Below are 26,319 nucleotides of genomic sequence, written 5' to 3'. Positions count from 1 at the left end.
CTATAATGAAAGCGTATCACAAAAGCAAGAAATGATAAATAAAAAATAAGCTATGCTAAATACGCGGCCTAAAAATAGGGTTACGATAAAGATGTACTTCAAAGGCATAAGCAATATTTGCCATCTTGAAGAATAACGATACAGAGGGGGACATGCAAACCATGAAGAACAGATTTTCGATTATTCTGATGGCATGTTTGTTGATTCTCAGTTTGGCAGCTTGCGGCAGCAATAACGCCCCTAAAAATGAAAACGCTTCATCCGAGACGGGTCCGGTCACTTTATCGATCGCCATGCACGTAGCCAACGTCAAGGAACAAGAGCCTTATATGTATGGCATCATTCAAAAGTTCCAGGAGAAATACCCTGATATCAAGATCGATCTTACGGGTGCGGAAACTCAGGAGCATGTCAAGAAAATGAAAATGATGTCCCAGTCGGGTAATCTTCCGGACATTTTCTGGATGCTGCCGGCTCCGGCCAAGGAAATGAATCAGGCGGGATTGCTGCTCGACTTGACCGATTTCCTGAAGAGCAATCCGGAGATTACCGCAGGCATTGATTCCCAAATGGTGAGCGATTACCAGGATGGGGGCAAGCAGTTCGGACTACCTTACCAAGCGCTTGTAACCGGGTTATGGTACAACAAGGCGTTGTTCGATCAATACAAAGTCAAAGTACCGGAGACGTATGAGGAACTGCTGGCGGCGGCAAAAGTGTTCAAAGCGAACAACGTCGTTACCATTGCGAAGGGCTCAAAGGATACGTTCAGCACATGGGCTTTCCTCGGCATGCTGACCCGGTATGGATTCTTTGACAAAATCGCCGACATTGAGAGCGGTAAAGAAAAATTCAACAATCCCGACTTTTTGAAGCTGTTCAACAAGATTGACGAGCTGCGGGTGAACGGGGCATTCCCGGAAAATGTCTCGACGCTGTCGTATTTTCAGGCGGTCGAAATGTTCACGGCGGGGAAAGCGGCGATGCTGGATGCAGGCGTGTGGGAAACGAAGAAGATTGAAGGCAGTCCGATTGCCAAGACGGCCGGCTTCTCCTGGGGCCCAACCTTCTCCAACGGCGTCGGCAACCAGAAGATTGCCATGGCAGTCGCCGCGGCTCCGCTAGTTGCAAGCGCGAAAGTGAAGGATGACCCGGCCAAGTATGACGCGGTTCAGAAGTTCTTCGCTTTCTTTTACAGCCAGGAGGGCGCAGCGGTGATGGCCGAGAACGAGGCGCCGCCGGTCGTGAAGTATACGGGAACTGTGGACAAGGCGAAATATCCGGTATACGCGGAAGTGATCAATAAGCTGAATGAGCCGGGCTGGGAGCGGGCAAAGGCGCAGCCCGACCTGGTAGTGAGCGAGGCGGTAGCCAATCAGCTTAACGACAGCATTTATGGCGTCATCAACGGCATTTACAAACCGGAACAAGCGCTGGATCTGATCGACCAGAAAGTGGCGAAGTAACAGGAAGCATCGGCTGCCGCCAGGTACTCAGGTGTTGGGCGGCAGCCAATCCAAACCTTCGGAAAGGCGGTTGTTATCATGATTGGAAGCTTTGCTCTCGGTACGCTGATCCTCTTGCTTCTTGCAGCGGCAAGCTCCATGCGATCCGAGGCCATTTTACAGGTTTGGGGGAGAAAGAAATGATCTGGCTTAGCAAACGAAGAACCATTTTTTTCATGCTGATCCCCACACTGATTGTCTATCTGGGATACATCATCATGCCCGTACTGATTTCCTTCTATTATAGTCTGACTGAGTATACGGGAATCGGCGCGGCGAGATTTATCGGATTGGATAATTTCAACAGGCTTTTGAATGATTCTCTGTTCTGGATATCGCTAAAGAATACGCTGATTGTTCTGGCTGTCGCCATGCTGCTGCTCCTGCCGGGAGCTTTCCTGCTCGCCTTGCTGCTTAACGTAAAGGTTAAAGGAGGCAACGCTGTAAAAGCGCTGAATTTTGCCCCCAGCATTGTCGCTCCGATCCTGGTGGGCCTTATCTGGGTGTTTATTCTCGACCCGCAGATGGGGATGATCAACGTGATTTTGACCAAGCTGGGACTCGGGCAGTTGGCTCAGTCGTGGATTGGGGGGAAGACCTTAACTCCATATTCCATCGGTATTGTATTTACTTGGCAGATGATCGGATTTCTGGCAACCATCTTCCTGGCCGGACTCAAGATGATTCCAAGGGATGTCTACGAATCCAGCTCCATGGACGGAGCGAACAAGGTCCAGCAGATGTTCCGGATCACCATTCCGATGATGAACGAAACAGTCAAAATTAATGTCATTCTGATTATTACAGGCGTATTCAAAATCTTTGAAACTGTGCTGCTGCTGACGAACGGAGGACCCAACCATCTATCCGAGGTCATGGTTACCTACATGTACAATGTAACCTTTACCTCGGGCGAGTATGGCTACGGCATGGCCATCGCCACCGTTACCTTTCTGCTGACCTTGATCTTTTCCCTGGTCTACATGAGCTTGAGCAGAAAGAGCATTGAGGAATAGGGGGAGAGCCAGATGAATTCTATATCCGGTGCTACGGCAAGCTCTGTTGTAAAGGAAGCGAAACGTATGAAAAAGGGGCGTTTAAGCGGCAATGCGGGCATTACGATATTGGCTTACATCATCACCCTGCTGGTGTTGTTTCCTTTCCTGTGGATGATTCTGCTGTCGTTCAAGACGAACAGCGACATTCTAAATAATCCGTTCAGCCTGCCCGAGACGCTGAGCTTTGACAATTATGAGCGGGCGCTTACGACGCTGAATATGGGACTGCTGTATAAAAATACGTTCATTATTGCCGTCATCACCATCGTGATTGAAGTCTTGATTACGTTTATGAGCTCCTATGCCTTGACGCGTATGGTATTCCGTTCCGAACGATTGAGACGGTCCTTGACCGCGCTGCTGCTGGCGGGATTAGCCATCCCTGCGTTCATCCTGCTGTTCCCGGTATACCGGCTGACCCTATCCTTCGGGCTGCTCAATACGTACGCTTCGCTGATCATTCCCTATATAGCGACTTCGATTTCTTTCAATACGCTGCTGTTTACCGGCTTTCTCCGCGGATTTCCAAGAGAGGTCGAGGAAGCGGCGATTATCGACGGCTGCGGTCTCTTTACGCTAGGCAGGTCGGTCGTATTCCCGATTATTATGCCGGTGGTCGCCACGGTGTTCATTTTTAACATGCTGTATATCTGGAATGAGTTCCCGTTTGCGGTCACCTTAATCAGCGATGAGACGATGACCACGATCTCGCTTGGCATTTCCCAGTTCAAGGGCCGCTTCAACATTGATTACGGCGGCATCATTGCGGCAAGCACGCTGCTCATTATCCCGCAGCTGGTGTTCTTCGCCGTCTTTCAAAGATTCATTATCGAAGGCATGACGGCCGGGGCCGTGAAGGGCTAACCGGCAGCCTGACGGGTACGTGCCGACAACCTGCGGCAATAACTCATTTTAAATAGAAAAATTATTTATCGCAAAGGAGAAATTACGCATGCATACTCAATCGTTGAACTTACTCGGAAATTTAACCCAGGTGAAGGAGGTGCGCTCAGCCCGCGTATCCAGTTGGGATCAGGACGGGCGAAATCAGGACTATTGGATGATTCCGGCTGGCGGCACCGTCGTGCTTGGCGATATGGAAGGTCCGGGTAGCATCAACCATATCTGGATGACCTCATTCTGCCGCCGGGTGCACGGTCCAAGCGTAATGAATCCCGAGTGGGGCGGCAATATCGCGCCTGTCAACGAAATTCACAACGCGCTCGGCGTCACCTGGGAATCGGCCGATCCGGCCTGGTACCGCAAGGTGCTGATCCGCATGACCTGGGACGACCAAGCCCATCCCAGCGTGCTTGTGCCGTACGGCGACTTCTTTTGCATCGGCCATTCCATGCCCGGCAACTTCGCCTCCCTTCCGTTCACCGTGTCGGTGAAACCGGAGGAGCAGTTCAAATTCGGCGGCGTGGCTTCGGTCAACTGCTATCTGCCGATGCCGTTCAACAAACGGGCCAAGATTGAGATCATTAACGAGAACGATGTGCCGTTCGGCTTGTACTTCCATATCGATTATGAGCTGTACAAGCAGCCTCTTGGGGGTGATACCGCTTATTTCCATGCGCAGTGGCGCCGCGAGAATCCATGCGACGGCTGGGGGCCGGATCTTCAGGTGAATACGCCGGAAGTCAACCGGGTCGCCAATCTGGACGGTGAGGGCAACTACGTTATTCTGGAAGCGGAAGGCAAAGGCCACTATATCGGCTGCAACCTTTCGGTTACCCATTTCCAGGGAAGCTGGTGGGGCGAGGGGGACGATATGATCTTCATTGACGGAGAGAAGCTGCCGAGCATCGTCGGCACGGGCGCCGAGGATTATTTCAACCATGCCTGGGGGATGCAGAAGAATGCGTTCCCGTTCCACGGCTCCATTGTGCATGAGAGCGATGTTCCGGGCTATCAGGTCTCTTACCGGTTCCATATCACCGATCCGGTTCATTTCTCGGAGAGCCTTAAGGTGACAATCGAGCACGGCCATGCCAACCACCTGTCGGACGACTGGTCATCGACCGCATATTGGTATCAGACGCTTCCGTCCAAGCCGTTCGGCATTCTGCCGGTGGAGGAGCGAATTCAGCGGATGCCACAATTCCCGAGCCCCGGCGAGCTTAAGAAGGCTGTCCTGAACGAAGAGATGGAGGAGTCCTACAGGCTGGCCGAAGAACGAATGGACGGTTATGCCAAAGGGCGCGAAGAGCAGGTTCAGAAAAAAGCAGCCCGGGTGTCCTGGCATTCCGAAGGCAATATCCTGCAAAGCAAAAGCGTGCGCGATTCGTTCTTGTCTAAATAAAAGAGAGGTTGGGCGGAGCCTTTGCAGGCTCCAGACTTACCAATTGGGAGGGAAAAAGGTGGAGCTGCCAACACAAGGAGCGTTGCTGCATCGGGAAGCGTTATTAAAAGCGGAACAGTCCATTTCCAGGATCAAGGACATTGTCGGCAAGGACCCCGGCCGGCTGAAATATCATTTTATGGCCCCGGCCTATTGGATTAACGATCCGAATGGCCTGATTTTTTACAAAGGCGAATATCATCTGTTCTATCAGCATTATCCTTACGCCGCCAAATGGGGAGCCATGCACTGGGGCCATGCTAAAAGCAAGGATCTCGTCCACTGGGAGCATCTGCCGATCGCGCTCGCCCCAAGCGAGCCTTATGATCAGGATGAACGGGGAGGCGTATTTTCGGGCAGCGCAGTAGACGACAATGGCGTTCTCTCCGTGCTCTATACGGGGACGATTATCAAAGACGGCGCTCTGATCCAGTCCCAATGTCTCGCCACCAGCCAGGACGGGATCACCTTTGAGAAGTACGAGGGCAACCCGGTCATTCCCGATCCGCCGAAGGACGGCTCCGCCGATTTCCGCGACCCGAAAGTGTGGAAGCATGACGGGACATGGTACATGGTGGTCGGCTCGGGCAAGGACGGAATTGGAAAAGCGCTGCTTTACAAATCGCCGGATCTTCGCGAATGGAACTACGTCGGCGTGCTGGCCGAAAGCGACGGAACGATGGGGACGATGTGGGAATGCCCGGATTTCTTTCCTTTAGATGGCCGCTATGTGCTCATGTTCTCGCCGATGGGCATGGGGGAACGCAAAACCATCTATCTGGTCGGAGACATGGACTATGGAACCGGAAGGTTCACCTGGGACACGATGGGCGATGTGGATCACGGCTTCGAATACTACGCTCCGCAGTCCTTCCTAGACGGTCAAGACAGAAGGATCATCATCGCTTGGCTGAATGCCTGGGACTGGATGCCGTGGTTCAAGGACTTCGGACCGACCGCTGCTAATCACTGGTGCGGGGCTATGTCGGCTCCGCGCACTGTGGAGCTGGACAGTGACGGCCGGCTAAAATTTGAGCCCGTTAAGGAACTGGAGGTTCTGCGCAGGGAGCATTACCATATCGAGCAGACCGAGGTCGCGCCGGGAGTTCCGGTGATCCCTAAATATGTGGGCAGCGACTGCCTGGAGATCAAGGCGGAGTTCGAAATGTCCGGCTGCACGGCCGAAGAAATCGGGTTCGTGCTGCGGGGCGCAGAGGACGGCTCGCAGCAGACGCTGCTCGTCTATAATACGAAGACCGGCGTCTTACGCTTTGACCGGACCCGATCCGATGGCTGGAGCGAGGGCGTCCGGTCGGCAGTACTGGAAAGAACGGGGGATGAGCCGCTGAGGCTGCATATTTTTGTCGATACCTGTGCAGTAGAGGTTTATACCGATGATTACCGTACCGCCATGACCAATAATATCTACCCGGAACCGGCCAGTGTGATAGTGGAAGTCTTCGCAAGCGGTGGCAGTGTGAGTCTCGCGTCGCTGGATGTCTGGAAGCTGCGGTCGGCGTGGTAATCGGTTAGCCCGCTCGAATGCCAGTAAGCAGGCCTTACTTGCTGCGCGAGGTCGTACGAGTACTAGGGGGCGATCCGGTATGATAAACGAAATCACCAACTTAACAAACAATTTCTCTCCGGTAGCCGGTCAAATCGATCGGCTGCCGTTTGCTGAATGTTCAACAATATGCCAATCCTTACAGGGCCTAGGTCTAGGAAAAAGACTAGACTTGAGCTGATTCTGATCAGGGTGGAGCAAATACTATACTTCAAAATGAATATACAAACTTTAGCCCCCCATAGGGGCAGACTGGGAGAAGGAGCGAATTCGTTTTGCTAGACGGGGTCTGCTCGTTTTCTTCGTAATGTACAAAGCACAAATGAAATTTCGGAGGCAGTTAAAATGAATGACGAGTTACAACGTACGTTAAGTGAGATAATTGAATCAGGTTCACAATCTAACCCCGCCGTGAATGCACTCATTAGTGATTACGCTAAGTATCATGCTGTACTCGTTATTGTTGGTGGATGCTTAGTACTCATATTCGCATTGCTTAGTATAATTTTTTGGACTAAATTTAAAAGATCACCTAAGATAAGCAAGTTAAAATGGGGATTTGAAAGAAAAGCATACTTTTCTTTCGGGCTTTTGAGTAGTAGCGTCGCTTTATTGATGATTTTGATTGTTGTAGCAAATCTGACAAATGCATTGAATCCGTTGCATGGGTTTTCATTGCTTGATGTTTCGTTTAAAATATCCAATGGAGCAACATATAAGGACGAATTACGCTATGCGTTTAATGATTGGATACAATCAGGTAATGAAAATATCCCGTCTATTATTCAGGAAAAGTTTAATAAACGCATCGAGTTTCATACTACAAAAGCTATTGTATGTGGGATATTGTTGATCCTATTTATGGGACTTAGTGTGTATATTTGGAACGCATTAATAAAAAGGGCTAAATCAAATGATTCAAAATGGAAATTTAAGGAAAAAGCCTACTTTGTTTTTGGAATTGCCACGGTTGTTCTTACTTTGTTAATGATGGTGATAGTAGTAGCAAATATGCAAGCAGCATTTGCGCCTAAAACATTATCTATGATGAATTTGTTTAATAGCTGAATGCAATCAATATTGAGGAAAGATAATTGACTTTCCCATTGTGCTCTTTCAGCGGCAACTATGGGGCAGCGCAAACCTTTGATATGTGGTTGAGAACGTCGGAGGAGCTGCCGTATTTACACATTGCGTCACAATCACAGCGTAGATCAGAGAACAAAATATAGGAAATGGGATGGACGTTCTCCTGTCGCAGTGATGGGCGGAGCAGCTGAGCTTGGACTTCCTTTTCCCGGTTATCGGGGCAAATCAGGTAAAGCCGGCAATCGTGATTACCGAGCGATAACGATAAATCATGCAGCCTTAGAATCCCCGAATAAATGGAGGTGCTTTTTTCAACTTCAAAAGCGGAAATGATGTTGTTCTGATCATCCAGCCAGATCACATCGATAAAGGATATTGTCTCAGCCACGGATTTCGGAACATCCAGTGATGGCAGAGAAGAGACTGAAAATTCCCCAAGAACATGCTGGTTCCATTTACGTTTATGATCGTTCTGAGCGATCCACACCTGGTAGCCCAGCGCATTTCCGAGTCTGGCCAGATGATACTGCATTTCACTGTGCTCATTTTTCTCTTTAATATCATTGGTTACGTCCAAATGCCTCTTGAGCTTGGTCTTTTCCCGTTTGGCAGCTTCTGACTTCAGATATTTCTCTGCATTTTCGCTAATAATGATACGCCCTGCCCCGATTTCAAACATGAACCCCGCGATTGCCCCTAAGTCTTTTGAAAAGACCGAACGATAGGCTTCATTCATTTCTATTAGCTCTTCCCGCATCTCCAAATAAGCCGGCCATGATCCAAGCTTGATCTTACGCCCAAGCAGCTGGTTAAATCCGTTGACAATTGCCGTATTGAACGGTGGAAACAAGGTAGGGTGAAGAAAATATAGGATGTTGGCTACAGCCGGTCCCAGCCCCTTTATTTGTAAACTGTCTAAGTCCAATATTTCCATTAGGACATTTTTTTCCTGGGTTGTCTGTGAAACAGACTTCAAGAACCTTCCAAAAGCAAGCTGATTCTCTTCATTTTCATAGATATCGGGAATACGCATCTTCGGCTTCCAGTAAAAGGCGTGAGCCGCTCCTTCAAATACTTGCTTCTGTTCACATATCGCCGCCAGTACAAATTCAAGCGGAGACCCTTTAAAATCATTTCCGAATGTCCTTGACTCAATGGTTTGTATTACATCGTTTAGTCCGCTCTTTATTGTACGAAAAGCCTTTAATCGATCACTGTTATTTAGAAACCATGTATGATACACGGATTCCGGGTCCGATTTATATTCCTTGATATGCTGTTCGATATTCAAAACCATGTTTACATTTTCCTCCACTATGAGACTTGAAAAACCATACTCCGAATTATAATGCGGAACATGCGCGGCGGCTGTGCGTTTTAATAATCTTGAAAAACATTCTTTCCTCATTGTTTCTTCATACTTTCCCCAAAGTGAATTGGTATTCTTGAGCTGCAAACAAGACATCGATGTACTCTTCATAAAAAGGAGGTGAGCATGTTTTGAAAACAGTTCGCAGCATCATTGGTTTCGTTCTCGTCATCATTATTTTATCCGGCCTTGGCTATATCGGATGGTTCGCTTCAAAGAGCGGTCTCATATCTTGGAATGACTTTGGAGCCGCGGCAAATGAAACAAGCGCGCACAGCCAGCACGCTGCCATGCAGCAATCGGAGACAGCTTCGAGTATGAATGTGAATCCGAATCCTCTGGATGCGCTGCAGGAGAAAGTATCGGGCGCGAATCAAACGGTTAAGCAAATGGCGGATTTGATGTCGGAATACCCTTATGCTATTCCGGCTAGCGCAGCTACCTATGGCAGCAGCGGATCAGGCGGAACCGGCGGTCAGGAAGGAGTACAGCATCCGGTACAGGTTCAAAACGGACAGAGAGGCATTTATCTTCTGTCTGAAAGTGTATATCTGTTAAATCAGCTGGACCAAACGTTAAAATCTCAGACCGGATTGACCGAATCAGCCAGTCCAACGTATCAGACGTATGTTAACCGCTACAATTTGCTGGTTCAGAGCCGAAAGACGCTTAACAGCGTATATCTTAAGCTCAATGATGCCAAAGATTTGTTCCTGTCCAACGCCTCAGGAGCCCAGGCATCAGCTTATAGCGGGCTAGGAGATATCCAGCAGGCGAACAAGGCCATTTATCAAATGGCACAAACCGTTATGGAAATGGATAGCCTGAACCGGTGGGTCGACAATGAAATGGAACAAACCGTTGTACAGGCCCGGAATCTTTCTGCCGCAGAAGCATCCAATGCAGTTTCCCAAAGCCAATCCAGTGGATTCAGCATTAAGGGTATTCAAATTCCTGGGCTTATGACGTCGATTGCCGTATTCTTCATTATTTTGCTGGCGGTCGGAATCATTGGAATGATTCGAAGTCTGGCCGTACCCCGGCCGGAACCGGCTAACTCGGAAGAGAACATTTAACTTAGAAGGAGGAGAAACAAGAAATGATGGATATGGATATGGATATGTCCGGAAATGTTCAAGGCTCAATGAATATGGGGACTTATGGAGGTACAGGGAGTGTCATCAGCGGAATACTCTCGGCTGTAACTCAACTGCTGTTGGTGGCTTTGATCATCAGTATTGTTGTCGGACTTGCCGTATGGCTTAAGAACAAGTACTTCAAAGAGTCCTATAACAAAGGAAAACAGGTGATTAGCAATGATCCGATGTTGAAAACGATTTTTGTGCTGGCATCCACTTTTATCGGCGTAATCATCATTTTGTATCTGCTGGGCATTTTAATGAACGGCGGATTTAACCCGAACCGGATCGGATTTGTATCCGCTTGGAGCGTTGCGGGAATATTGACCTTCTTTGTAAAACTGCTGACCGTTCTGTTTGTTGTAGCGTTGATCGCGTTCTTGTACAGTTATGTGAAGCACAATATCAATAAGACTCCTGTCGCCTCTTCCAATGGGGCAGCACTTCCAGCAGGAAATGAAGTGAAATCCAATCACAACGAGGAAACGCCAAGTGCCGCTACGGCAAATGTAGATGAACCGGAAACGAACAAAGACTAAAACGGATTGAGGTTGATGCAGGTAATGAAGTTTGATTTTATCCTTCACTGGTTATGGGCGCTTGTGTTCTCTATCTTGGCACTGAGCGGAATTGCAATGGCAGGGGCGAAATATGGTTGGGTGATGCAGTATGATATTGCGACGGCGGATATCGTACATCGCTTAGCTGCGGTTGTGTATGTCTTGCTGACTGTGATTATCATCTTCTACGAAATCATTCGTATCCTAAGACGGGATAAGACCAAAAAGCCATGGCTTGTGTTCGGCCCATCCGGTTATGGACTCTTTACCTTCATTACCACTCTGGTTTTTATCATTACCGGGGCTGTTATCTGGCTCTTCATGGATAGCAACCATGCCGCAACGGCTTTTACACTATGGATTCATGAAAAATTGACTTATCTGGCGGCAGCGAGCGTGATCTGGCACATCTATATGAAGTCCCATGCATTAAAGTGGCCTAAGAACAAGGAACGGAAGGCCAGATAATAGAAGAAGGGAGGGGCCTTTGTCATGTGGATGCAGAAAAAATGGTTTAAGCTGTTTGTCTGGTATGTGACTATCTCATTTTTCTTTGCTTTTGGCGCAATATTGATCTCGATGTTCCGCTTCGGACCGACGGAGCAGGAGGCTATGAGCTTCATGATGGGGATGATGAAGGCCATGGAAACCTCCCTGATGGGATTGTCAATGCAAGTGAAGGAAGATGCAAATATACAAAGGTTAGTGTATGAGAGCGTTCAATTCGCATTCCCTCTATTAGCGATCAGCATTGCAGGCGGCGTCTACGTACGGTGCAGAAGAAAGGTGTAACCCATGTTCAACAAACAAAAACGGCCGTTCTGGCAGCTCAGCTTCGTATTTGCAGTCATCATCATGCTTGTGCTGGCGCTTTCCTGGAGCAATCGGACAGAAAGTGCAGCGCAAATGGATGCTTCCATGGCAGACATGATGAGTAATGAGACTTTGGGTTCTGCGACCATTCCCGATCTGTTCACAGTCGGTACAATGGAGAGTCCGGAAGCATTATCAGGCAATGGCGAGCATGCTGGTCACCATGACCAATCAGGGAGACTATATGCCATTCATCTGATAGCAACAGGATTACTTCTGTTTACATTGCCTGTAATTCTAGCAGGGACCTTATTTCTTGCCATCGTATGGCCGAACTCAAGCAAATGGAGGAAGACAAATTGAATGTTCTCGGAGCCTTTGGAAACTTGTATATGGCATCTCTGCTGATTCTTCTCGTCGTTGGTTTGCTCTTTACGGTTTATTATCTGTTAAAAAAAACGTATGGCTATATTAGCGGTGCAAGCGAACAAAAAGGAAGTAAAACAACGGGCACAATTGGAGGAATATTAATAATGAAAACAAATGGCTGGTTAAAGTTGGCGATTTTTTCGTTCGTCGGTTTAATTATCTCTGTAGTACTGCTTAATGTAACGAATCCTGCAAACTCCGGTACAGCTACGTCAACGAATAATCTGCATAACGCTCACGTTAACGGAACGGCCGGAGTCGGAGCGACCATGCAGGGGACAATGAGCGGCGCCGGATCGATGGATCAAATGAATGAAATGATGCAGCGTATGAACCAGTTGCAGCAGGATATGATGCGGATGCAGCAGCAGTACATGAGCGGCGGGCAGTCCAATATGAATATGGGCAATTCGGGCAGCATGGGATCGTCCGGTAACATGGGCGGCTCGGGCAGCATGATGGATGATGACATGGACATGATGAATATGGGCGGCGGCAGTAACATGAACAACGGCGGCGGCAGTAACATGAACAACGGCGGCGGCAGTAACATGAACAACGGCGGCGGCATGAACAATATGAATAGCGGCGGCAGCAGCGGCAGCATGGGAATGATGTAACTGGAGGAATGAGGCTTGAGCAATAAAACTCTTATTGTATTGTTCTTCTTGGCCTTGATCATCGGCGGGACGGCAGCCGGTATCTTTATAACTGAAACTTCGGGTTCCAAAGGTTCGCCGGCTGCGGGAAACACAGTTCAAGAAGAAACCAACGCAGCAAACCAACCGATGAATCATAGTTCCCATGTCATGACCAATACAGCGGTACCTGGCAGTACGGAGGGAGCAATCCCTCCCAGTCCGTCCCCTTCCCCTGAAGCAGCAGCGGATACTGTTCAAGAGGGAACGGCGACTTTGCCGCAGCCTAAAGCCGGGCAGCCGGTAAAAGGGTTTACTCTGATTGCTACGGAAAGCAATTGGAAATTAGCACCGGGTGTGACCCAAGCGGTCTGGACTTACAACGGCACGGTCCCTGGTCAGGAAATCCGTGTTACTCAAGGGGATTTTGTAAGGATTACGCTTAAAAATGAACTTAGTGTACCCGTTACTATTCATTGGCATGGTTATCCTGTACCTGATGGATCGGATGGTGTGCCCGGACTTACACAAGATGCGGTTAAGCCGGGTGAAACCTATACTTACGGGTTCTCAGCCGATGTGGCGGGAACCTATTGGTACCATTCCCACCAGGAAAGCTCCGCGCAGGTAGACAAGGGACTCTACGGTGCTCTTATCGTGGAGCCGAAATCATCCGAGCAGCCGGACAAAGACTTTACCTTAATTCTGGATGAATGGATGAATGCAGGCGGCGACGCTCACAGTGCTCACGGATCAGCGGGCATGAGCGATGAAGAAATGATGGCTGCCATGTACAACATTTATACGGTTAACGGTAAATCCGGTTCGCTGATTACGCCTCTGGAAACTAAACCCGGAGACACCGTTCGCTTGCGTTTCATTAACGCCGGATATCGTTCCCATGGAATCCACATTCCCGGAGAATTCCGGGTAGTCAGTACGGATGGACAGGATATAGCGGAGCCGGCCGTACTTAAAGATCAGATTGTAACCATCGCTCCCGGGGAACGTTATGATGTGGAGTTGACAATTGACTCGCAAAAGGATTTTACAATTGACGCGCATGATAACAATAAATATAACGATCAATTGGTTATTCCGGTTAAGGTATCGGGAAGCAACGGCGAAAAGATGGAAGTACAGCATGATCAATTAACCGCGTTTGATCTTTTAAAGTACGGGAAGCCTGCCGAATCCGAATTAAGCAAGGTCCAAAAATTTGCACTGGAGTATACAGCCGTGTTGAATTCCAAGATGAATGGGAACCAACTAGTGTATACGATCAACGATAAAGTCTTTTCAGAACTCCCGGCTCTTCAGGTGAAAACCGGCGATTATGTAAAGCTGACGTTTGAGAATAAAAGTGCGGTGGATCATCCGATGCATGTGCACGGCCACTTTTTCCAAGTCCTTGAGAAAAACGGGGTGAAGGTGGAAAGTACGGTCATGAAGGATACCGTTCTAGTTAAGCCCGGCGAGAAGATCGTTGTCGCCTTTAAGGCTGATAATCCCGGAAACTGGATGATTCACTGCCATGAGCTTCACCATGCTGCGGGAGGAATGGCGCAACAATTGGTATACACCGATTATAAATCCAGCTACACTCCCCCGACTAATGCAGCGAACAAACCGGAATAGAGGAAGACAAAAACCGAAGGCCATGTAGCCTTCGGTTTCTTGTCTCAAGCAGCGTTTTTAATCGCTCGGCTTATTCGGATTCAACACGAGTCTTCGCATGATGGAACCCATCAAGGATACGTTCTCCTCAATGATAAAGCCTGCTTTTTCAATATTTTGCAGTGTTCTGCGGTTGATATTGGCTCCCCAGAGTCTGACTGTAATTGGATTGAGTACATCCATTAATAATCCTATAAACGGCTGCTCGCTGCGCATATGCTCCAGCAGAAGCACTTTCCCGCCCGGCTTGCACACTCTTCGGATTTCCAGTAAACCGGCTACAGGATCAGGCACGGAACAAAAGACGCAGGTCGCAATGACATAATCAAAAGAATTATCGGGGAAAGTCATATGCTGGGTGTCCATCTCCAAAAGGGTTACCGGAAATGGAGCGTTGATTGCTTTTGGTTTGGCATAGCGAAGCATGCCCGGACTGAAATCAATACCGGTAACGCCCGCTGTGTGAACCGGGTAATAGGACAAATTGGCTCCGGTTCCCACGCCTACCTCCAATACCTCACCGTCCACACCATTAAGCAACTCAGTCCGCCATTCTTTTTTGATCATCCGGTCCATTAGATCAAAGATCCCTGATATCCGGTCATACCGTTTTCTAATAGTGTCTGTTCTATTTTCATTCATGCTTCATGATTCCTCCTAGTCCTCGTCAAGAAAGAATCCTACGAGTTTATTATGGTAGGAAGTGCTGATCCGAAAGGAATCATGGTTAGATGGAGCCTCCGTATGCTCCGGTTCCGTGCCCTCGGGGATTTCATGGATTTCAGGCTGCGACAGTTCGGGTGACGATGGCACAGGTGGAGATGGCGATGGCGTCAGACGATTTGAAAAGGGTAGGGGCATCGCGCCCCCGGCTAATTGGGAAATCCAGTTCATTAACAGTTGCTTCGTAAAAGGATGATTGAACCAATCCCGCTGTTCCTCGGTAAGATGCTCCGGCAGAGGAATGAGAACATGCGGTTTTTCCTGTAGGCATGCCTGATTTAGCGATTCGATCAATAACTTCGCAATCTTGTTAGTAAAGGTTCGATCGCCTGTTTGCTTTAACTGTTCCAAATAAGCAAGAACCGCCTGCGGGGTATTTTCAGGCAAAGTAATGGTGATCGTATGGAATTTTGATGATGATGAGCCCATTCACGGACCACCTACTCTGTAGTTGCGGCCACTTGTTCATTTTTATACTGAAGGTAGACAGCCAGCAATTTGTAATATGCCCTTGCAATCATCCAAATCGAATCCTTCGTTCCGACAAATCGAAGCGGATAGCCCTCTTCCTGTTCGTTAATCTTCTCAAGGTAAGGTTTAAGCAGCAGGGAGCCCCCGCCGATTTGGTAGGAGACGCGGATGCTGGGAACCTTGCTCCAAGAGCTTCGGATCAGTTTATATTCTTCACGGGCGATTTTGACCAATACTTCATCGACTATGGACTGGATGCTGATTCGTTTCCCTCTGAACCAGATATAATTGCGTTCCTCTTTGTTTACCGAAGTAATGACTTCCACTAACTGTTGTCTGTTCAAAAACCGGTATCCGATTTCGTGCTGAACCCGTTCGATAATTTCATCCAGATAGGGGGATACTCCCTCCTTAATTCCATCCGAATAAATATTGTCCACGGTCCCATCCTCATGAATAATCGCCGCATCGGTAGACAGCCCGCCAATATCATTAATGAGCACAGTCATGTGCGTCAGTTCCTCATTGCGGACCGTTCCATCCTCTTTCGTCGTCAGATCAATTAACGCGACATGACCTTCAATATTAACCAACACTTCTTCAAATTTCAATCGTACCACCTTGCCGCCGATTTCCGGAGTGGTTTTGAATCGTACTTCATGAGTATTTTCTTTTAGCTTAGCTTTAAAGGTCTTGCGTTTACCCCGCTTAGCTTCGCTTAAAGGCAGACCTGTCGAAAGATAATAAGTCGCTTCGATGACTCCTTCTTTTTCGCCTAACGATTGGGCGGCGTCATAAGCTAATGCGGTCAGCAGCAAAACCACGGGCTGATCGGCTTCCGATTTTTCGCTCACCGCTGTGAGTTCGTCATTATGGGTGTATCCTCCGGCCAGATTACCGACAGCATAAGTTCCTTGACCGCGTTTTAGCGCACCGGAGAGGATCTCGACATGGAGACCATCCAGGGGATACTTCTCAAATTCCACTATATCACGGGATGGGCCGATTTCGGCGATAACATTTGGAATATAAATTTCATGATCCAGTCCTTGAACATAGGCTTTTAACGCGTCGTTGCCAATATCTACTGCGGCCTGTCTGATACTCATGACAATTTCCTCCCTTATTAGCCTGGCTTAAGCCTTATTTTCTAAAGTGTCGGCAGTGTCACCAAAAAAGTTCCGTTTCACATAGTCGAGTGCGAGGCTGCTGCTTTCGTTATTCTCAACAGGACGGTCTTGGGGCGGGATAGTATTAGTATTTTCAGAGGAGAGATGGGTCGGATGGTTCTGGCTTGAAGCATGGGCATACAACTGGAGAAACCTCAATATTCCTAAAGTAACCGTTACCAACGTAAGCAGTATGAATAGGAGAAAAACAAAGGCAATGGAATCCGCAAATAAGGAGTCACTGTTCATTCAATAATCCCCCATAATTTTTATACTAAATTTACCATATAAATATGTTGAATCTATGTAGATTTTTAGTAGAAGTATAAAAATATGTACTTGAAGGCGCCAAAGGTTATTTCATGTTCATCATAGAATGGTTTGGATGCTTAGGGCTAGGAGTTATAGTATCGTGAGAATTGCCGGTGGAGTAAAGAAAAATGAAAGCAGCAATAGCCAGAAACATAAGTGATGGAGTACGAAAGATCCAAGCGGAGCGTTTCAGAACAGATTCCTCGATCTGACCTTGGAGCATCAGCGTATGAACAAATTGAAGGAAACCGCAGGCGGCCATAACCATAAAAATCACTCGATTCCACTCGGACGAAGGCAGCATAACAATGAGCATCGCCCCCATCAAACCGGCCATCATGCCGGATAATGCCCCGTTCAGAAATGCCCCGATATGGATAACAGAGCCGATGATCCCTCCTGCGAGAATGCCTATTAGCACACTGTATAACATTGATAGGAAAATGTTCGATGAAAACCCCGCGCCAATGATCGTCCCGCTGCCAAAGCCGGTAATCATCCCGCTTGCCATTGGTGAGATCATTGCAATTGTGCCCGTTACGGCGGAACGGAAGCGATAAATAAAGCCAAACGACCAACCAATAATAAAAGTATAGAAGATAGCTGCGATGATCCAGTTGGACATGAGTACAACCCCCTGCTTGTTTATATTGTATCGTATGAGCCTTGGGTCAAGTTACATGCCTGACTTTTTTAGTTTTAAGTTCAACTTAGCCAAATCGGGAATAACTCCACAGGGAATTCATAGAAGCTGCACGGTTTCCACAATTTTATCCGGTAGGATAATTATGAGGAGGCGATAGCAAATGAAAAAGAAATTGTGGATGGGTCTTGGCACTCTCGTATTAGCCATGGGGATTGGGACGGCAGTGTATGCAGCCGGAAATAAAACAGCGAATTTTAAGGACATGCTGCCGTTCATGAAGGAAATGCACCCTGGTCTATCCCAGGAGCAGTTACTTGATATGCATCAATCCGGCGACATGAGCAACATGATGGAGGATACGAACATGAGCAACATGATGAAGGATACGGACATGAGCAACATGATGAAGGATACGAACATGAGCAACATGAATCATGATGCTCATGCACAACATGACGAATTGAACACTCCCCCACTTAGCTAACACTTGAAGTGGGGGATTCTTGGGTAATCCCTTCTACTGAGGGGAATTCATATCGATATTTTCTCACGAAAAATCGTAGACCAAGCGATCCCTGCGGTTCCCGCAGTTTTCCAAAGGAACATCTGTACCGATCTTCCCACAGTTTTAAGATTTTTGCCCTGGCAAAATATCTAAAGGAAAGAGGGGCCTGACGTTAAAACAGCAAGGCTCTTGATGTTCTGTGCGGCATTTTCATCTCGATCATGAAGGGTATGGCACGATGGACATTCCCATTGCCGCACAGACAATTTCTTTACTTCGGAATGGATAGTGCCGCATACATGACACCTTTGGCTCGTTGGGGCGAACGTATCAGCCACCTTCACCGTACGTCCATACCATTCCGCTTTATACAAAATCTGACGGGCAAATTCACCCCAGGACGCATCGGCGATGGATTTGGCCAGCCGGTGATTTTTGAGCATGTTCGCCACGCTCAGATTTTCGATGCTGATCGTTTGGTTTTCACGAATCAGCTTCGTGGTGAGTTGATGCAAAACATCATGGCGGCTGTCGACGATCTTCTCATGGATTTGGGCAACCTTCTGTTTGGCTTTTTGCCAATTGGTGCCTCCTTTGTTACGGCGAGCCATGCGGCGTTGCCAAAATGCAAGTTTTTGTTCATATTTGCGAAACACTTTGGGATTGGCAACCCGCAACCCATCAGAGCAGACCGCTAATTCCTTGAGTCCAAGGTCAATGCCGATCTCCTTATCGGTCTGCGGCAGAGGATTCATTTCCACTTCGCAGAGGATGGATACAAAATACTTGCCTGCCGCATTTCGCCGCAGGGTAGCCGAAAGAATGCGACCTTCACACGCTCTGGAGTTGGCAAAGCGAAGCCAGCTAAGCTTCGGAAGTTTAAGTCGGTTTCCATCAATAGCAATGTTATCATTAGTGTATTTGGTGGTGTAGCTTTGCACAGGATGCTTGCGGCTTTTGAAACGTGGAGCCTGATTTTGTTTCTTGAAGAATCGTTCAAAGCTGTCTGCCACGTATCGGACCGCCGATTGCAAAGCAATGCTATCTACCGATTTCAACCATTCAAATTGCTGTTTGAGTGCAGGAAGCTGTGTGGCACAGGTGTTATAGGACAACCCTTTACCGGTTGCCGCATAGGTTTCGTTCCATTTGACCAAGAAATGATTGAAGACAAAACGGCAACAGCCAAACATTTGATGGATGAGTTGTCGTTGTTCCGGGTTGGGATAGATGCGATATTTGTAAGCTTTATGCACCATCATGCCACAAAGCCTCCTTTCGTACAGGATAGTTTCATAATAGCACATATGTTCGCTTTAAGGCAAAAAAAACGCCGATTCATCTCCTCCCTATAGAGGAAGGAGTCTTCTCGGCTTTTAGATAAAATAATATAATGTCTGATCATATGCTGTGAATGAACAAGCTGACACCGGTAGTGGACGGATCGTCAGCTTGTTTTTTTAAATAAATAATTAGTACAAGCCTATCCCAAGTACATGGATACCTCATTTTTTCAACATATTTTCTCCATAATCACTCCTTACAATAAGAGTATAAATAACAAAGCGTATGGGAGGTATTTAGTATGAATTGGTCTTGGCTGCTAACGCTGATTTGCCCGTTAATGATGATATTTATGATGTTTGGAATGCGTGGGGGACATCATCATGGAAGCCATAAGAAACAAGTGACGACAGAACAGCTTCAGGAAGAACTGACGGAATTGAAGGCACAAAATGAGCTGATGCGCAAAGAAATACAGGGCTTAAAATCATGAAAATGAGAAGAGGTAATGGCGATGAATTGCTGCGGGAACAAAAATGATGATCAAGGAAACAGTAAGCAACATAGCTTAATGATGAAGTTATGCTGTATTGTTCCAATTGTACTAGTAGCCATTTTACTTCTAGTCAATTCTGTAGAAGGAACATCCGGTACGGTACTGACATACAGCCTGCTTCTGCTTTGTCCCCTTTCCCATTTAGTATTAATGCCTCTAATAATGCGAAACAAAAAGCATTGAGCAAAGTGCCCATGATTATAGAAATGAAATGCTTTTTATATATTAAATAAAACTAAGGGAACGAAGAAGGTGGGCATAGTGCCGAAGCTTCAAGTGTTAATTGTGGATGATGAATGGAATATGAGGAACTTGCTCCGGATTTATTTGATGAAGGAAGGATTCCAGATAAAGGAGGCGTCTACGGGACTTGAGGCGTTATCCATGGTCAAGAAGCATTCCTTTGATATTATTTTACTCGATGTCATGATGCCTGATATGGATGGCTGGCAAGTATGCAAGGCGATCAGAGAAACGGAAACGGTTCCGATATTAATGCTTACGGCGCGTACTGAAACCAAGGATAAGATTCATGGATTGGGGATAGGCGCTGACGATTATTTAACCAAGCCATTTGATTCAGAAGAGCTCCTGGCCCGAATATATTCGCTAATCCGCAGATCAACGATTACACAGACTTCGCTGCCTCAGCAGTTGGTGCTTGAATTTCCGCAAATGACCATATTCCCCGACGCGCGGGAGGTTCGGATTCAAGATGAGTTGATTGAATTTACTCCGAAGGAGTTTGATCTGCTGGCTGTATTAGCCCAAAGCAGGCAGCGCGCCTTCAGCAGGGAGGAGCTCGTCGAAAGGTTATGGGGATATGATTATGAGGGTGAAGTCCGTGTGGTGGATACCCATATCAAGAATATACGTGAAAAATTGCACAAAGCGGGAATGACCTACAATCCTATTCAAACGGTGTGGGGAGTTGGCTATAAGTTTTATGTTTCCGGGGAACAGGAATGAGGAACAACCGGATCGGATTGAAACTTGGCCTGATTATCATCACCTTATTCTTAATCGTGCTGGTATTTCTGGGGTTCTCCATTGACCGCATGTTTACTAATTATTATTATGCCCGCATGCAGACCGAAACGGAGGAGCTTACTTCCCACTTTACGGTAATGGCCGACTCCACCGATGCAACGTCTGAGCAAACAATGAAGACGTTTGCCGAGTTCTCAAATGTCAGTATTTTTAATATTCGGCAGGATGGAGCGGTGATTCTTCATTCGGGAGTGCATGATCCATCAGACAGAACCTTTATCCGGACCTCCGATCTAAAGAAGATTTTTTCCGGGAAAAAGGTGAACTTACTATACGGGGATACTGCAGGACACCGTTATTTTGTGTCGGGACAACCCATTCATGGAGGCGAAGGTGTAGCTTCCGCTCTTTATGTAATGTCATCTACGGAACAGATGGAGCAATCGTTGTCCGGTGTGCGGAATTTACTGATCCTCTCCGGAATGGGCGCATTCTTACTGGCTCTTGGAATCACGTGGATTATCGCCCAATTTCTCTCCCGTCCGCTTCTGCAAATGCAGCAGGCGACCCGCAAAATTGCCGCCGGTGAGCTGGAAACGAGACTGGAACTCAAAAGCCGGGATGAAATGGGCGCCTTAGCCGAAGCAATCAATGATTTAGCGGTTGATCTTCAGCGTTACCGGGATACACGTCAGGAATTTTTTGCTAATATATCTCATGAGCTGCGTACTCCGATCACTTATCTGGAGGGTTATTCCCGAGTAGTGAAGGATGAGCTATATGAGACCGAAGCGGAGAAAAATCAATACCTTGATATTATCTACGAAGAATCGGTCCGGCTTCAGCATCTGGTCGATGATTTGTTTGACCTGGCAAAAATGGAAGAAGGGAAAATCACACTTGTTCTTGAATGGGTTGATTTATCTGAGCTGGCAGAACATGCGGTCCGGAAGGTTGAACTGAAGGCCAGAGAAAAAAATTTAAGTTTATTGATTCTGAAATCCGGAACGGCTTCATGCGTATGGGCGGATGGTAAACGGATGGAGCAGATTGTACTGAACTTGCTTGAAAATGCCATTCGTTATACAGAGCAGGGAGGCATTAAGGTATATCTGGTATATGAAGCCGCTGCTGTAACGTTAATTGTAGAGGATACCGGAATAGGTATTCCTGAAGATGAACTCCCCTATATTTTTGAACGGTTTTATAGAGTGGAAAAGTCTCGCTCCCGTCAATTTGGAGGCACCGGATTAGGATTATCGATCGTGAAGAAATTGGTAGAGCTGCAGGAAGGACAAATACAAGTTTCCAGTAAAGCAGGAGAAGGAACCCGCTTTGAAATCCGGTTTGCCCTGCAATCAGGGTGTGGGGAGGAGAGCACATGAAAAAAATAGAGTGGCTGATTGCCATTCTGTTCATAGGAATGGGTTTAATGTGCATGACCATACCTGCGCTATCTTACCAAAGCGATGCTCTAATGCATTATGGCGGTTACATCAAAACGTTCTTAATCTGCGCTGTATTGCTAATCGCATTTATATTTCTACTGGTAAATTGGATTCGGAAGAAAAAAGAACGTTGAAAGAGGCCCTTAAAGCCGGTCAAATGGCTGGAAGGGCCTCTTTTGGACGTATCATTCAGTTCTTATTTATACGTTTTTGCAATAGCGTTGGCTGTGACAATGGCGTTATAGACATCCTCCGGTTCAACCGGGAATGGCATATTGCCCATGGTGTCCCCTTCCGCGCAAGCGGTTTCCGCTACCTGGCGCCACTCGGACTCGATGAATTCCGTGCATCCCAGATCTTCGAGCGTCAAAGGCAGACCTACATCCTTGACCAGCTTAATGACCGTTTCGAGCTCATCGAGCGGCGCATTTTCAAGCACCAGTTGGGCCAGCAGGCCAAAGGTTACTTTCTCTCCATGCTGGGCTCTATGTAGTGAATGCACTGCTGTCATCCCGTTATGGATAGCATGTGCGGCCGCCAGGCCGCCGGATTCCGCTCCGACTCCGCTCAAATAAATCGTTGCTTCGATCGTTTCTGCAACCGCGCGGGTATACACCTTTTGCTCGACAGCGCGTTGTGCCTTAACTGCATGTTGAAGCAGCGTTTCATAGCACATTTTTGCGATGCCAAGCCCTGTTGTTGAAGGCTTCATCAGCACGAGGTTATCGCCATTTGCGGCATAGCAAGCCCGGGCTTCAAAATAGGTTGCGAGCGCATCGCCGATGCCTGCGGCAAAGAACCGTGCCGGCGCGGCAGCCAGGATGCCTGTATCGGCAAGCACAATATCCGGATTGCTCGGCAAAAAGAGGTATTCGTCAAAGGAGCCGTCTTTCTTGTAAATGACGGACAGGGCAGTACAAGGGGCGTCTGTCGATGCCAGAGTAGGAAAAATAACAACCGGCAATTTCTCGTAATAGGCCGTTGCTTTTGCGGTATCCAGCGTTTTCCCTCCGCCGATTCCGACGATAATATTGGCTCCGGCTTTGCGGGACAGCTCACGATGAAGCTCAATTTCTTCCTTGGTGCATTCATAATTGAATTTTTCAAACGTCGCCTTATTTCCCGCTGCGGCGATGGAGGCGCCTGCTTCGTTCTTTGCGCGCTCCAGGATGAACTCGTCGCAAATGACATAAGCGTTGTCGCCGAAAGCATGGATGTGCTCATTCAAATGGGCAAGCAAGCCATGTCCGCAAATGAATTTTTTAGGTGAAGTGATGGAACGTACAAATGATGTCATGATTACCAATCCTTTCAATTCAATTTTGTGTATTTAAACATTTTTTATTATAAAACTTACCAATTGATCTGGCAATTATTGTGTTATGTTTTTACTAAAAATTAATAAATTTGTCACAATACATACCATTCTTTCAATTTTAGGTTCAGTCCGGCTGGAATCATAACAAAAAACTGCCGAACTCTTACGAGGGCGACAGTTTCCATATTTCTATGATAAGAATCGGTGTTTCAAAACATGGTGAACTTACAGCGTCTGAAATTCCACCTCCGGATCATTCGCATCAGGTCCGTTGATCAGTGCGCCAGCGCCGTCCTTTAAATATTTGTCGAAAAAATCCAAAACGTACCGGCTTACAAGGAATGCCCCACGGTGTCCTTCAATACTGCCGGTCATTCCCATATATTTAATTAGCGGCGAATAGAATTGCAGATCCGTAAAATTATAATGGGCAGTTCCCTTGATATGAATACTCTTGCCTCCGCGTTCAATCACATGGCGGGTAATTTTTATCTCTTTGGCGATCCGTTCTTTTATCTCCTCCGGAACAGCGGGATCATCCAAGGCTTCAATCATTTTCGCGGAATCATCGGATTGTAAGAACATGAACGGCTTGTTTATTTGATCCCGGTCCAATTCGAGCAGTGTCCCATCCATATTAATCCCGGCTTTAATTTTGTCCATCGTATAGGCCGCGTTATATGCGGTTGCCCCACCAAACGAATGGCCCATAATGCCAACGTTGTCCAAATCGATTTTGCCTTTAAAATCGCTCTCAATCCGTCCTGCATTTAATGCTTCCAATCGGCTTAGCACAAACTCCACATCCTGAGTCCATATCTCTCCGATAGCGCGGGCCTTATCATGGACATCCTTGGCAGACAGTTCCGTTGTGAACCCCGTTATCCGGCCGTCCGAAAATGCCGTTGCCGCCGTGCTGTACGTATGGTCGATGGCGGCTACGATATACCCGTGGCTTGCCAGATTTTCGGCTTGTGAGGCATGCAGAATTGTGCTGGTGCCCATTCCATGGTTTATGATAACCAAGGGATACGGCTTGGCAGAAGATAAGACGGGTGCATCTTGAAAGGAATGGCTGCGTGAATACTTCCAGTAATCCAGGGCGAATGCAGGCAGATGAAGCCCCTCGGCAAAAGCAGCGATGTAATTGTGAAAGATTTGCGCGTCCTGGGGAAAAAGAAACTGCGGCGGGCCGTCCGTCTTCTCCGCCGGATACCATACTTGGACTACGAGCTCGCGCTTATCTCCCGGATCGGCTGTGAGTGTTTCCTCGCGGTTCCCGTCGATCCAATCAAAGGTAGCCGTCCCAACTGTGTCTGCTCCGCCTGGCTTTGGTAAATCAAATACCGGCAAGCTTACAGCAAGAACGGTAGAGATAATAAGCAGCACACATAGTAAAAAACAGTTTATGTATTTGAGAAAACGCCGTTTTTTTACCGCCGGAATCGGTCTGAACAGTCTAACCAGAATGCTTGCCGACAGGATAAAAGTGACGATATAAAGGGGAACCAGCTGCCACCGGTAGCCTTCCAGAAACAGTTGTAAGACCAGGAATGCTAACAATCCAGTACCAAGCAGCATGCCCATTACTTTTTTTTCTGAGATTGGTTTACAAAACACAGAATACAACAATACCAGCAAATCAATGGCTGTCAGGATCATTTCCAACACACGCATCGCTTAAATCTCCTCGATTCTTTCTGTTTGCAATAATAATAACGAATCAAGGTTAATTCTTCGGGTGGGTTAAGTTTAAAATTGGTTTAAGAACTCTGACCCCATATGAATCGAACGGTCCTGATCGTCTCCACATCCTGCCGGTCGTGGGTGACGAACAAGCAGGCCATCTGCGCTTTCTTTAAAATGGTCCAGCCATGCTTATTCTTCTTATAGTTGGCTTGCTCTTACCCCTCTGGAAGAACGATACCTCTGCCACAAAAATATCGTCCTTAAGTAATTATCTATACCTTTATGATTCTCTTCCCCTTTGTATCGGATAATAAAATCGTTTTTGCAATTCCAACGAAATCAAGCGCTAATTTACTGCTAGCTGGCAAAAAGATTGCTATAGACCCACTCAGCATTCATTTGGTAATATTTATAAAAAGACGGGTTGTCAAGCAAAGTGAAACAGAGCTATCTGTGAATGCCAAGTATTAATTCATGTGGAACCCGAGCATGAACGACTAGCAAGTAGAACCATGGCATATTAAAGCGGGTTAAACCTTCGGGGCTTTTGCGGTACAGCTTCAAATGATAGAGGAGGAGACTGAATGTTTAAGAAACTATTGAGAAAAGTGACTCATTCCATTGAGCAATCCAAAAGCGAGCATGTCCATCGCCGGAATTCGAGCAGTAACCGAGGAAGAAGGGAGGATGCCGAGTATCTCCGCTCCGACCGGAGGGAGCATTCGAGCCGCTATTCCAGCAGTGCCAAGCCGAGGTTCAAAGGGAGTTCTTCCTCGGACTACCGTCATGGAGGAGAACGTCAAGGGCATAAATATTATAAAAACAAATACGGCAGCCATTCAAGCTGAGTCTCCTGAATACCCAAGCAGCTTGTTTATTCTAATTGCTTTACCCTGTGCCTCTTTCCGCCAGCATTGCACGCTGGCGGATTTTTCACGTGGGCTGCCGTATAGCCACTTGCTAAATCAACCGGCGTAAATTAATAATTCGTTAAGAATTGATTCATGACCAGTTTATACTTGG

At 47.3% G+C, this 26,319-nt stretch carries 28 protein-coding genes; 19 read left to right on the top strand and 9 right to left on the bottom strand.

Annotated features, from left to right (window positions below):
- Positions 1-161 precede the first annotated feature (161 nt).
- From VK70_RS18420 to VK70_RS18395, 6 genes are all read left to right on the top strand, one after another.
- Positions 162-1,466 carry an ABC transporter substrate-binding protein gene (locus tag VK70_RS18420; protein WP_025696561.1) on the top strand — a complete coding sequence of 435 codons (1,305 nt, stop codon included), beginning with the start codon at positions 162-164 and terminating at the stop codon, positions 1,464-1,466.
- A 179-nt stretch (positions 1,467-1,645) separates the two neighbouring features.
- On the top strand, positions 1,646-2,521 hold the full coding sequence (locus VK70_RS18415; protein WP_025696560.1) for a carbohydrate ABC transporter permease: 876 nt from the start codon (positions 1,646-1,648) through the stop codon (positions 2,519-2,521).
- A 12-nt stretch (positions 2,522-2,533) separates the two neighbouring features.
- Positions 2,534-3,427, top strand: a complete 894-nt coding sequence (locus VK70_RS18410) for a carbohydrate ABC transporter permease (protein ID WP_025696559.1) — start codon at positions 2,534-2,536, stop codon at positions 3,425-3,427.
- An 88-nt stretch (positions 3,428-3,515) separates the two neighbouring features.
- Complete coding sequence (locus VK70_RS18405) at positions 3,516-4,868, top strand: glycoside hydrolase family 172 protein (protein ID WP_025696556.1); 1,353 nt, start codon at positions 3,516-3,518, stop codon at positions 4,866-4,868.
- Between the two features lie 58 nt (positions 4,869-4,926).
- A complete protein-coding gene (locus VK70_RS18400) occupies positions 4,927-6,432 on the top strand; it encodes a glycoside hydrolase family 32 protein (protein WP_025696554.1) in 1,506 nt (501 codons plus the stop codon).
- A gap of 384 nt (positions 6,433-6,816) precedes the next feature.
- Positions 6,817-7,539: a hypothetical protein gene (locus VK70_RS18395; protein ID WP_025696552.1), complete on the top strand. Its 723-nt coding sequence runs from the start codon at positions 6,817-6,819 to the stop codon at positions 7,537-7,539.
- A 58-nt stretch (positions 7,540-7,597) separates the two neighbouring features.
- Here VK70_RS18395 and VK70_RS18390 read toward each other — a convergent pair whose 3' ends face one another.
- Positions 7,598-9,025: a hypothetical protein gene (locus tag VK70_RS18390; RefSeq protein ID WP_233277704.1), complete on the bottom strand. Its 1,428-nt coding sequence runs from the start codon at positions 9,023-9,025 to the stop codon at positions 7,598-7,600.
- Positions 9,026-9,060: 35 nt separating this feature from the next.
- Between VK70_RS18390 and VK70_RS18385 the strand changes: the two genes are divergently transcribed.
- From VK70_RS18385 to VK70_RS18355, 7 genes are all read left to right on the top strand, one after another.
- Positions 9,061-10,005, top strand: coding sequence for a hypothetical protein (locus VK70_RS18385; protein WP_025696548.1), 945 nt, complete (start codon positions 9,061-9,063; stop codon positions 10,003-10,005).
- Positions 10,006-10,028: 23 nt separating this feature from the next.
- A complete protein-coding gene (locus VK70_RS18380; RefSeq protein WP_025696546.1) occupies positions 10,029-10,607 on the top strand; it encodes a hypothetical protein in 579 nt (192 codons plus the stop codon).
- 24 nt (positions 10,608-10,631) lie between these two features.
- Positions 10,632-11,096 carry a cytochrome b/b6 domain-containing protein gene (locus tag VK70_RS18375; RefSeq protein WP_025696544.1) on the top strand — a complete coding sequence of 155 codons (465 nt, stop codon included), beginning with the start codon at positions 10,632-10,634 and terminating at the stop codon, positions 11,094-11,096.
- Positions 11,097-11,120: 24 nt separating this feature from the next.
- Positions 11,121-11,420 (top strand): hypothetical protein, encoded by a 300-nt coding sequence (locus tag VK70_RS18370; RefSeq protein ID WP_025696542.1) that lies wholly within the window; start codon positions 11,121-11,123, stop codon positions 11,418-11,420.
- Between the two features lie 3 nt (positions 11,421-11,423).
- A complete protein-coding gene (locus VK70_RS18365) occupies positions 11,424-11,804 on the top strand; it encodes a hypothetical protein (protein ID WP_025696540.1) in 381 nt (126 codons plus the stop codon).
- Positions 11,805-11,974: 170 nt separating this feature from the next.
- Entirely contained in the window at positions 11,975-12,490 is a 516-nt protein-coding gene (locus VK70_RS18360; RefSeq protein ID WP_144415271.1) for a hypothetical protein, read from the top strand.
- Positions 12,491-12,505: 15 nt separating this feature from the next.
- On the top strand, positions 12,506-14,146 hold the full coding sequence (locus tag VK70_RS18355; protein ID WP_052756016.1) for a multicopper oxidase family protein: 1,641 nt from the start codon (positions 12,506-12,508) through the stop codon (positions 14,144-14,146).
- A gap of 57 nt (positions 14,147-14,203) precedes the next feature.
- On the opposite strand, the gene VK70_RS18350 is transcribed toward VK70_RS18355, so the two are convergent.
- From VK70_RS18350 to VK70_RS18330, 5 genes are all read right to left on the bottom strand, one after another.
- Positions 14,204-14,827, bottom strand: coding sequence for a class I SAM-dependent methyltransferase (locus VK70_RS18350; RefSeq protein ID WP_025697366.1), 624 nt, complete (start codon positions 14,825-14,827; stop codon positions 14,204-14,206).
- A 15-nt stretch (positions 14,828-14,842) separates the two neighbouring features.
- Positions 14,843-15,337 (bottom strand): hypothetical protein, encoded by a 495-nt coding sequence (locus VK70_RS18345; protein WP_025697364.1) that lies wholly within the window; start codon positions 15,335-15,337, stop codon positions 14,843-14,845.
- 11 nt (positions 15,338-15,348) lie between these two features.
- Positions 15,349-16,488, bottom strand: coding sequence for a ParM/StbA family protein (locus VK70_RS18340; RefSeq protein ID WP_025697363.1), 1,140 nt, complete (start codon positions 16,486-16,488; stop codon positions 15,349-15,351).
- A 27-nt stretch (positions 16,489-16,515) separates the two neighbouring features.
- Positions 16,516-16,797 (bottom strand): hypothetical protein, encoded by a 282-nt coding sequence (locus tag VK70_RS18335; protein ID WP_025697361.1) that lies wholly within the window; start codon positions 16,795-16,797, stop codon positions 16,516-16,518.
- 106 nt (positions 16,798-16,903) lie between these two features.
- On the bottom strand, positions 16,904-17,485 hold the full coding sequence (locus VK70_RS18330) for a hypothetical protein (RefSeq protein ID WP_025697360.1): 582 nt from the start codon (positions 17,483-17,485) through the stop codon (positions 16,904-16,906).
- Positions 17,486-17,666: 181 nt separating this feature from the next.
- Here VK70_RS18330 and VK70_RS26670 point away from each other — a divergent pair, with 181 nt between their 5' ends.
- Positions 17,667-17,990, top strand: a complete 324-nt coding sequence (locus tag VK70_RS26670; protein WP_025697359.1) for a hypothetical protein — start codon at positions 17,667-17,669, stop codon at positions 17,988-17,990.
- A 170-nt stretch (positions 17,991-18,160) separates the two neighbouring features.
- On the opposite strand, the gene tnpB is transcribed toward VK70_RS26670, so the two are convergent.
- Positions 18,161-19,273, bottom strand: coding sequence for an IS200/IS605 family element RNA-guided endonuclease TnpB (tnpB, locus tag VK70_RS18320; RefSeq protein ID WP_046723616.1), 1,113 nt, complete (start codon positions 19,271-19,273; stop codon positions 18,161-18,163).
- Positions 19,274-19,596: 323 nt separating this feature from the next.
- On the opposite strand from tnpB, the gene VK70_RS18315 reads away from it, so the two are divergent.
- From VK70_RS18315 to VK70_RS18300, 4 genes are all read left to right on the top strand, one after another.
- Positions 19,597-19,788 carry a DUF2933 domain-containing protein gene (locus VK70_RS18315; RefSeq protein WP_025697939.1) on the top strand — a complete coding sequence of 64 codons (192 nt, stop codon included), beginning with the start codon at positions 19,597-19,599 and terminating at the stop codon, positions 19,786-19,788.
- 324 nt (positions 19,789-20,112) lie between these two features.
- A complete protein-coding gene (locus tag VK70_RS18310; RefSeq protein ID WP_025697933.1) occupies positions 20,113-20,820 on the top strand; it encodes a response regulator transcription factor in 708 nt (235 codons plus the stop codon).
- Positions 20,817-22,226: a sensor histidine kinase gene (locus VK70_RS18305; RefSeq protein ID WP_025697931.1), complete on the top strand. Its 1,410-nt coding sequence runs from the start codon at positions 20,817-20,819 to the stop codon at positions 22,224-22,226. The genes VK70_RS18310 and VK70_RS18305 overlap by 4 nt, the downstream gene beginning before the upstream one ends.
- Positions 22,223-22,423, top strand: coding sequence for a hypothetical protein (locus tag VK70_RS18300; protein ID WP_025697929.1), 201 nt, complete (start codon positions 22,223-22,225; stop codon positions 22,421-22,423). The genes VK70_RS18305 and VK70_RS18300 overlap by 4 nt, the downstream gene beginning before the upstream one ends.
- Positions 22,424-22,485: 62 nt before the next feature.
- Here VK70_RS18300 and VK70_RS18295 read toward each other — a convergent pair whose 3' ends face one another.
- A complete protein-coding gene (locus VK70_RS18295) occupies positions 22,486-23,586 on the bottom strand; it encodes a glycerol dehydrogenase (RefSeq protein ID WP_025697927.1) in 1,101 nt (366 codons plus the stop codon).
- A gap of 246 nt (positions 23,587-23,832) precedes the next feature.
- Positions 23,833-25,284: an alpha/beta hydrolase family protein gene (locus tag VK70_RS18290; RefSeq protein WP_025697926.1), complete on the bottom strand. Its 1,452-nt coding sequence runs from the start codon at positions 25,282-25,284 to the stop codon at positions 23,833-23,835.
- Positions 25,285-25,880: 596 nt separating this feature from the next.
- Between VK70_RS18290 and VK70_RS18285 the strand changes: the two genes are divergently transcribed.
- A complete protein-coding gene (locus VK70_RS18285; protein WP_025697925.1) occupies positions 25,881-26,144 on the top strand; it encodes a hypothetical protein in 264 nt (87 codons plus the stop codon).
- The last annotated feature ends 175 nt before the right edge of the window (positions 26,145-26,319 follow it).

Source organism: Paenibacillus durus ATCC 35681, from assembly GCF_000993825.1.
GTDB lineage: Bacteria > Bacillota > Bacilli > Paenibacillales > Paenibacillaceae > Paenibacillus_AQ > Paenibacillus_AQ durus_B.
The sequence above is the reverse complement of the archived record's forward strand: the minus strand, read 5'-3'. Positions and strand labels throughout refer to the sequence as shown.

Coding starts and splice junctions, on each gene's coding strand:
- VK70_RS18420 (WP_025696561.1), top strand. CDS start 162: ATGAAGAACAGATTTTCGATTATTCTGATGGCATGTTTGTTGATTCTC.
- VK70_RS18415 (WP_025696560.1), top strand. CDS start 1,646: ATGATCTGGCTTAGCAAACGAAGAACCATTTTTTTCATGCTGATCCCC.
- VK70_RS18410 (WP_025696559.1), top strand. CDS start 2,534: ATGAATTCTATATCCGGTGCTACGGCAAGCTCTGTTGTAAAGGAAGCG.
- VK70_RS18405 (WP_025696556.1), top strand. CDS start 3,516: ATGCATACTCAATCGTTGAACTTACTCGGAAATTTAACCCAGGTGAAG.
- VK70_RS18395 (WP_025696552.1), top strand. CDS start 6,817: ATGAATGACGAGTTACAACGTACGTTAAGTGAGATAATTGAATCAGGT.
- VK70_RS18390 (WP_233277704.1), bottom strand. CDS start 9,025: ATGTCTTGTTTGCAGCTCAAGAATACCAATTCACTTTGGGGAAAGTAT.
- VK70_RS18380 (WP_025696546.1), top strand. CDS start 10,029: ATGATGGATATGGATATGGATATGTCCGGAAATGTTCAAGGCTCAATG.
- VK70_RS18375 (WP_025696544.1), top strand. CDS start 10,632: ATGAAGTTTGATTTTATCCTTCACTGGTTATGGGCGCTTGTGTTCTCT.
- VK70_RS18370 (WP_025696542.1), top strand. CDS start 11,121: ATGTGGATGCAGAAAAAATGGTTTAAGCTGTTTGTCTGGTATGTGACT.
- VK70_RS18365 (WP_025696540.1), top strand. CDS start 11,424: ATGTTCAACAAACAAAAACGGCCGTTCTGGCAGCTCAGCTTCGTATTT.
- VK70_RS18360 (WP_144415271.1), top strand. CDS start 11,975: ATGAAAACAAATGGCTGGTTAAAGTTGGCGATTTTTTCGTTCGTCGGT.
- VK70_RS18350 (WP_025697366.1), bottom strand. CDS start 14,827: ATGAATGAAAATAGAACAGACACTATTAGAAAACGGTATGACCGGATA.
- VK70_RS18345 (WP_025697364.1), bottom strand. CDS start 15,337: ATGGGCTCATCATCATCAAAATTCCATACGATCACCATTACTTTGCCT.
- VK70_RS18340 (WP_025697363.1), bottom strand. CDS start 16,488: ATGAGTATCAGACAGGCCGCAGTAGATATTGGCAACGACGCGTTAAAA.
- VK70_RS18335 (WP_025697361.1), bottom strand. CDS start 16,797: ATGAACAGTGACTCCTTATTTGCGGATTCCATTGCCTTTGTTTTTCTC.
- VK70_RS18330 (WP_025697360.1), bottom strand. CDS start 17,485: ATGTCCAACTGGATCATCGCAGCTATCTTCTATACTTTTATTATTGGT.
- VK70_RS26670 (WP_025697359.1), top strand. CDS start 17,667: ATGAAAAAGAAATTGTGGATGGGTCTTGGCACTCTCGTATTAGCCATG.
- tnpB (WP_046723616.1), bottom strand. CDS start 19,273: ATGATGGTGCATAAAGCTTACAAATATCGCATCTATCCCAACCCGGAA.
- VK70_RS18315 (WP_025697939.1), top strand. CDS start 19,597: ATGAATTGGTCTTGGCTGCTAACGCTGATTTGCCCGTTAATGATGATA.
- VK70_RS18305 (WP_025697931.1), top strand. CDS start 20,817: ATGAGGAACAACCGGATCGGATTGAAACTTGGCCTGATTATCATCACC.
- VK70_RS18300 (WP_025697929.1), top strand. CDS start 22,223: ATGAAAAAAATAGAGTGGCTGATTGCCATTCTGTTCATAGGAATGGGT.
- VK70_RS18295 (WP_025697927.1), bottom strand. CDS start 23,586: ATGACATCATTTGTACGTTCCATCACTTCACCTAAAAAATTCATTTGC.
- VK70_RS18290 (WP_025697926.1), bottom strand. CDS start 25,284: ATGCGTGTGTTGGAAATGATCCTGACAGCCATTGATTTGCTGGTATTG.
- VK70_RS18285 (WP_025697925.1), top strand. CDS start 25,881: ATGTTTAAGAAACTATTGAGAAAAGTGACTCATTCCATTGAGCAATCC.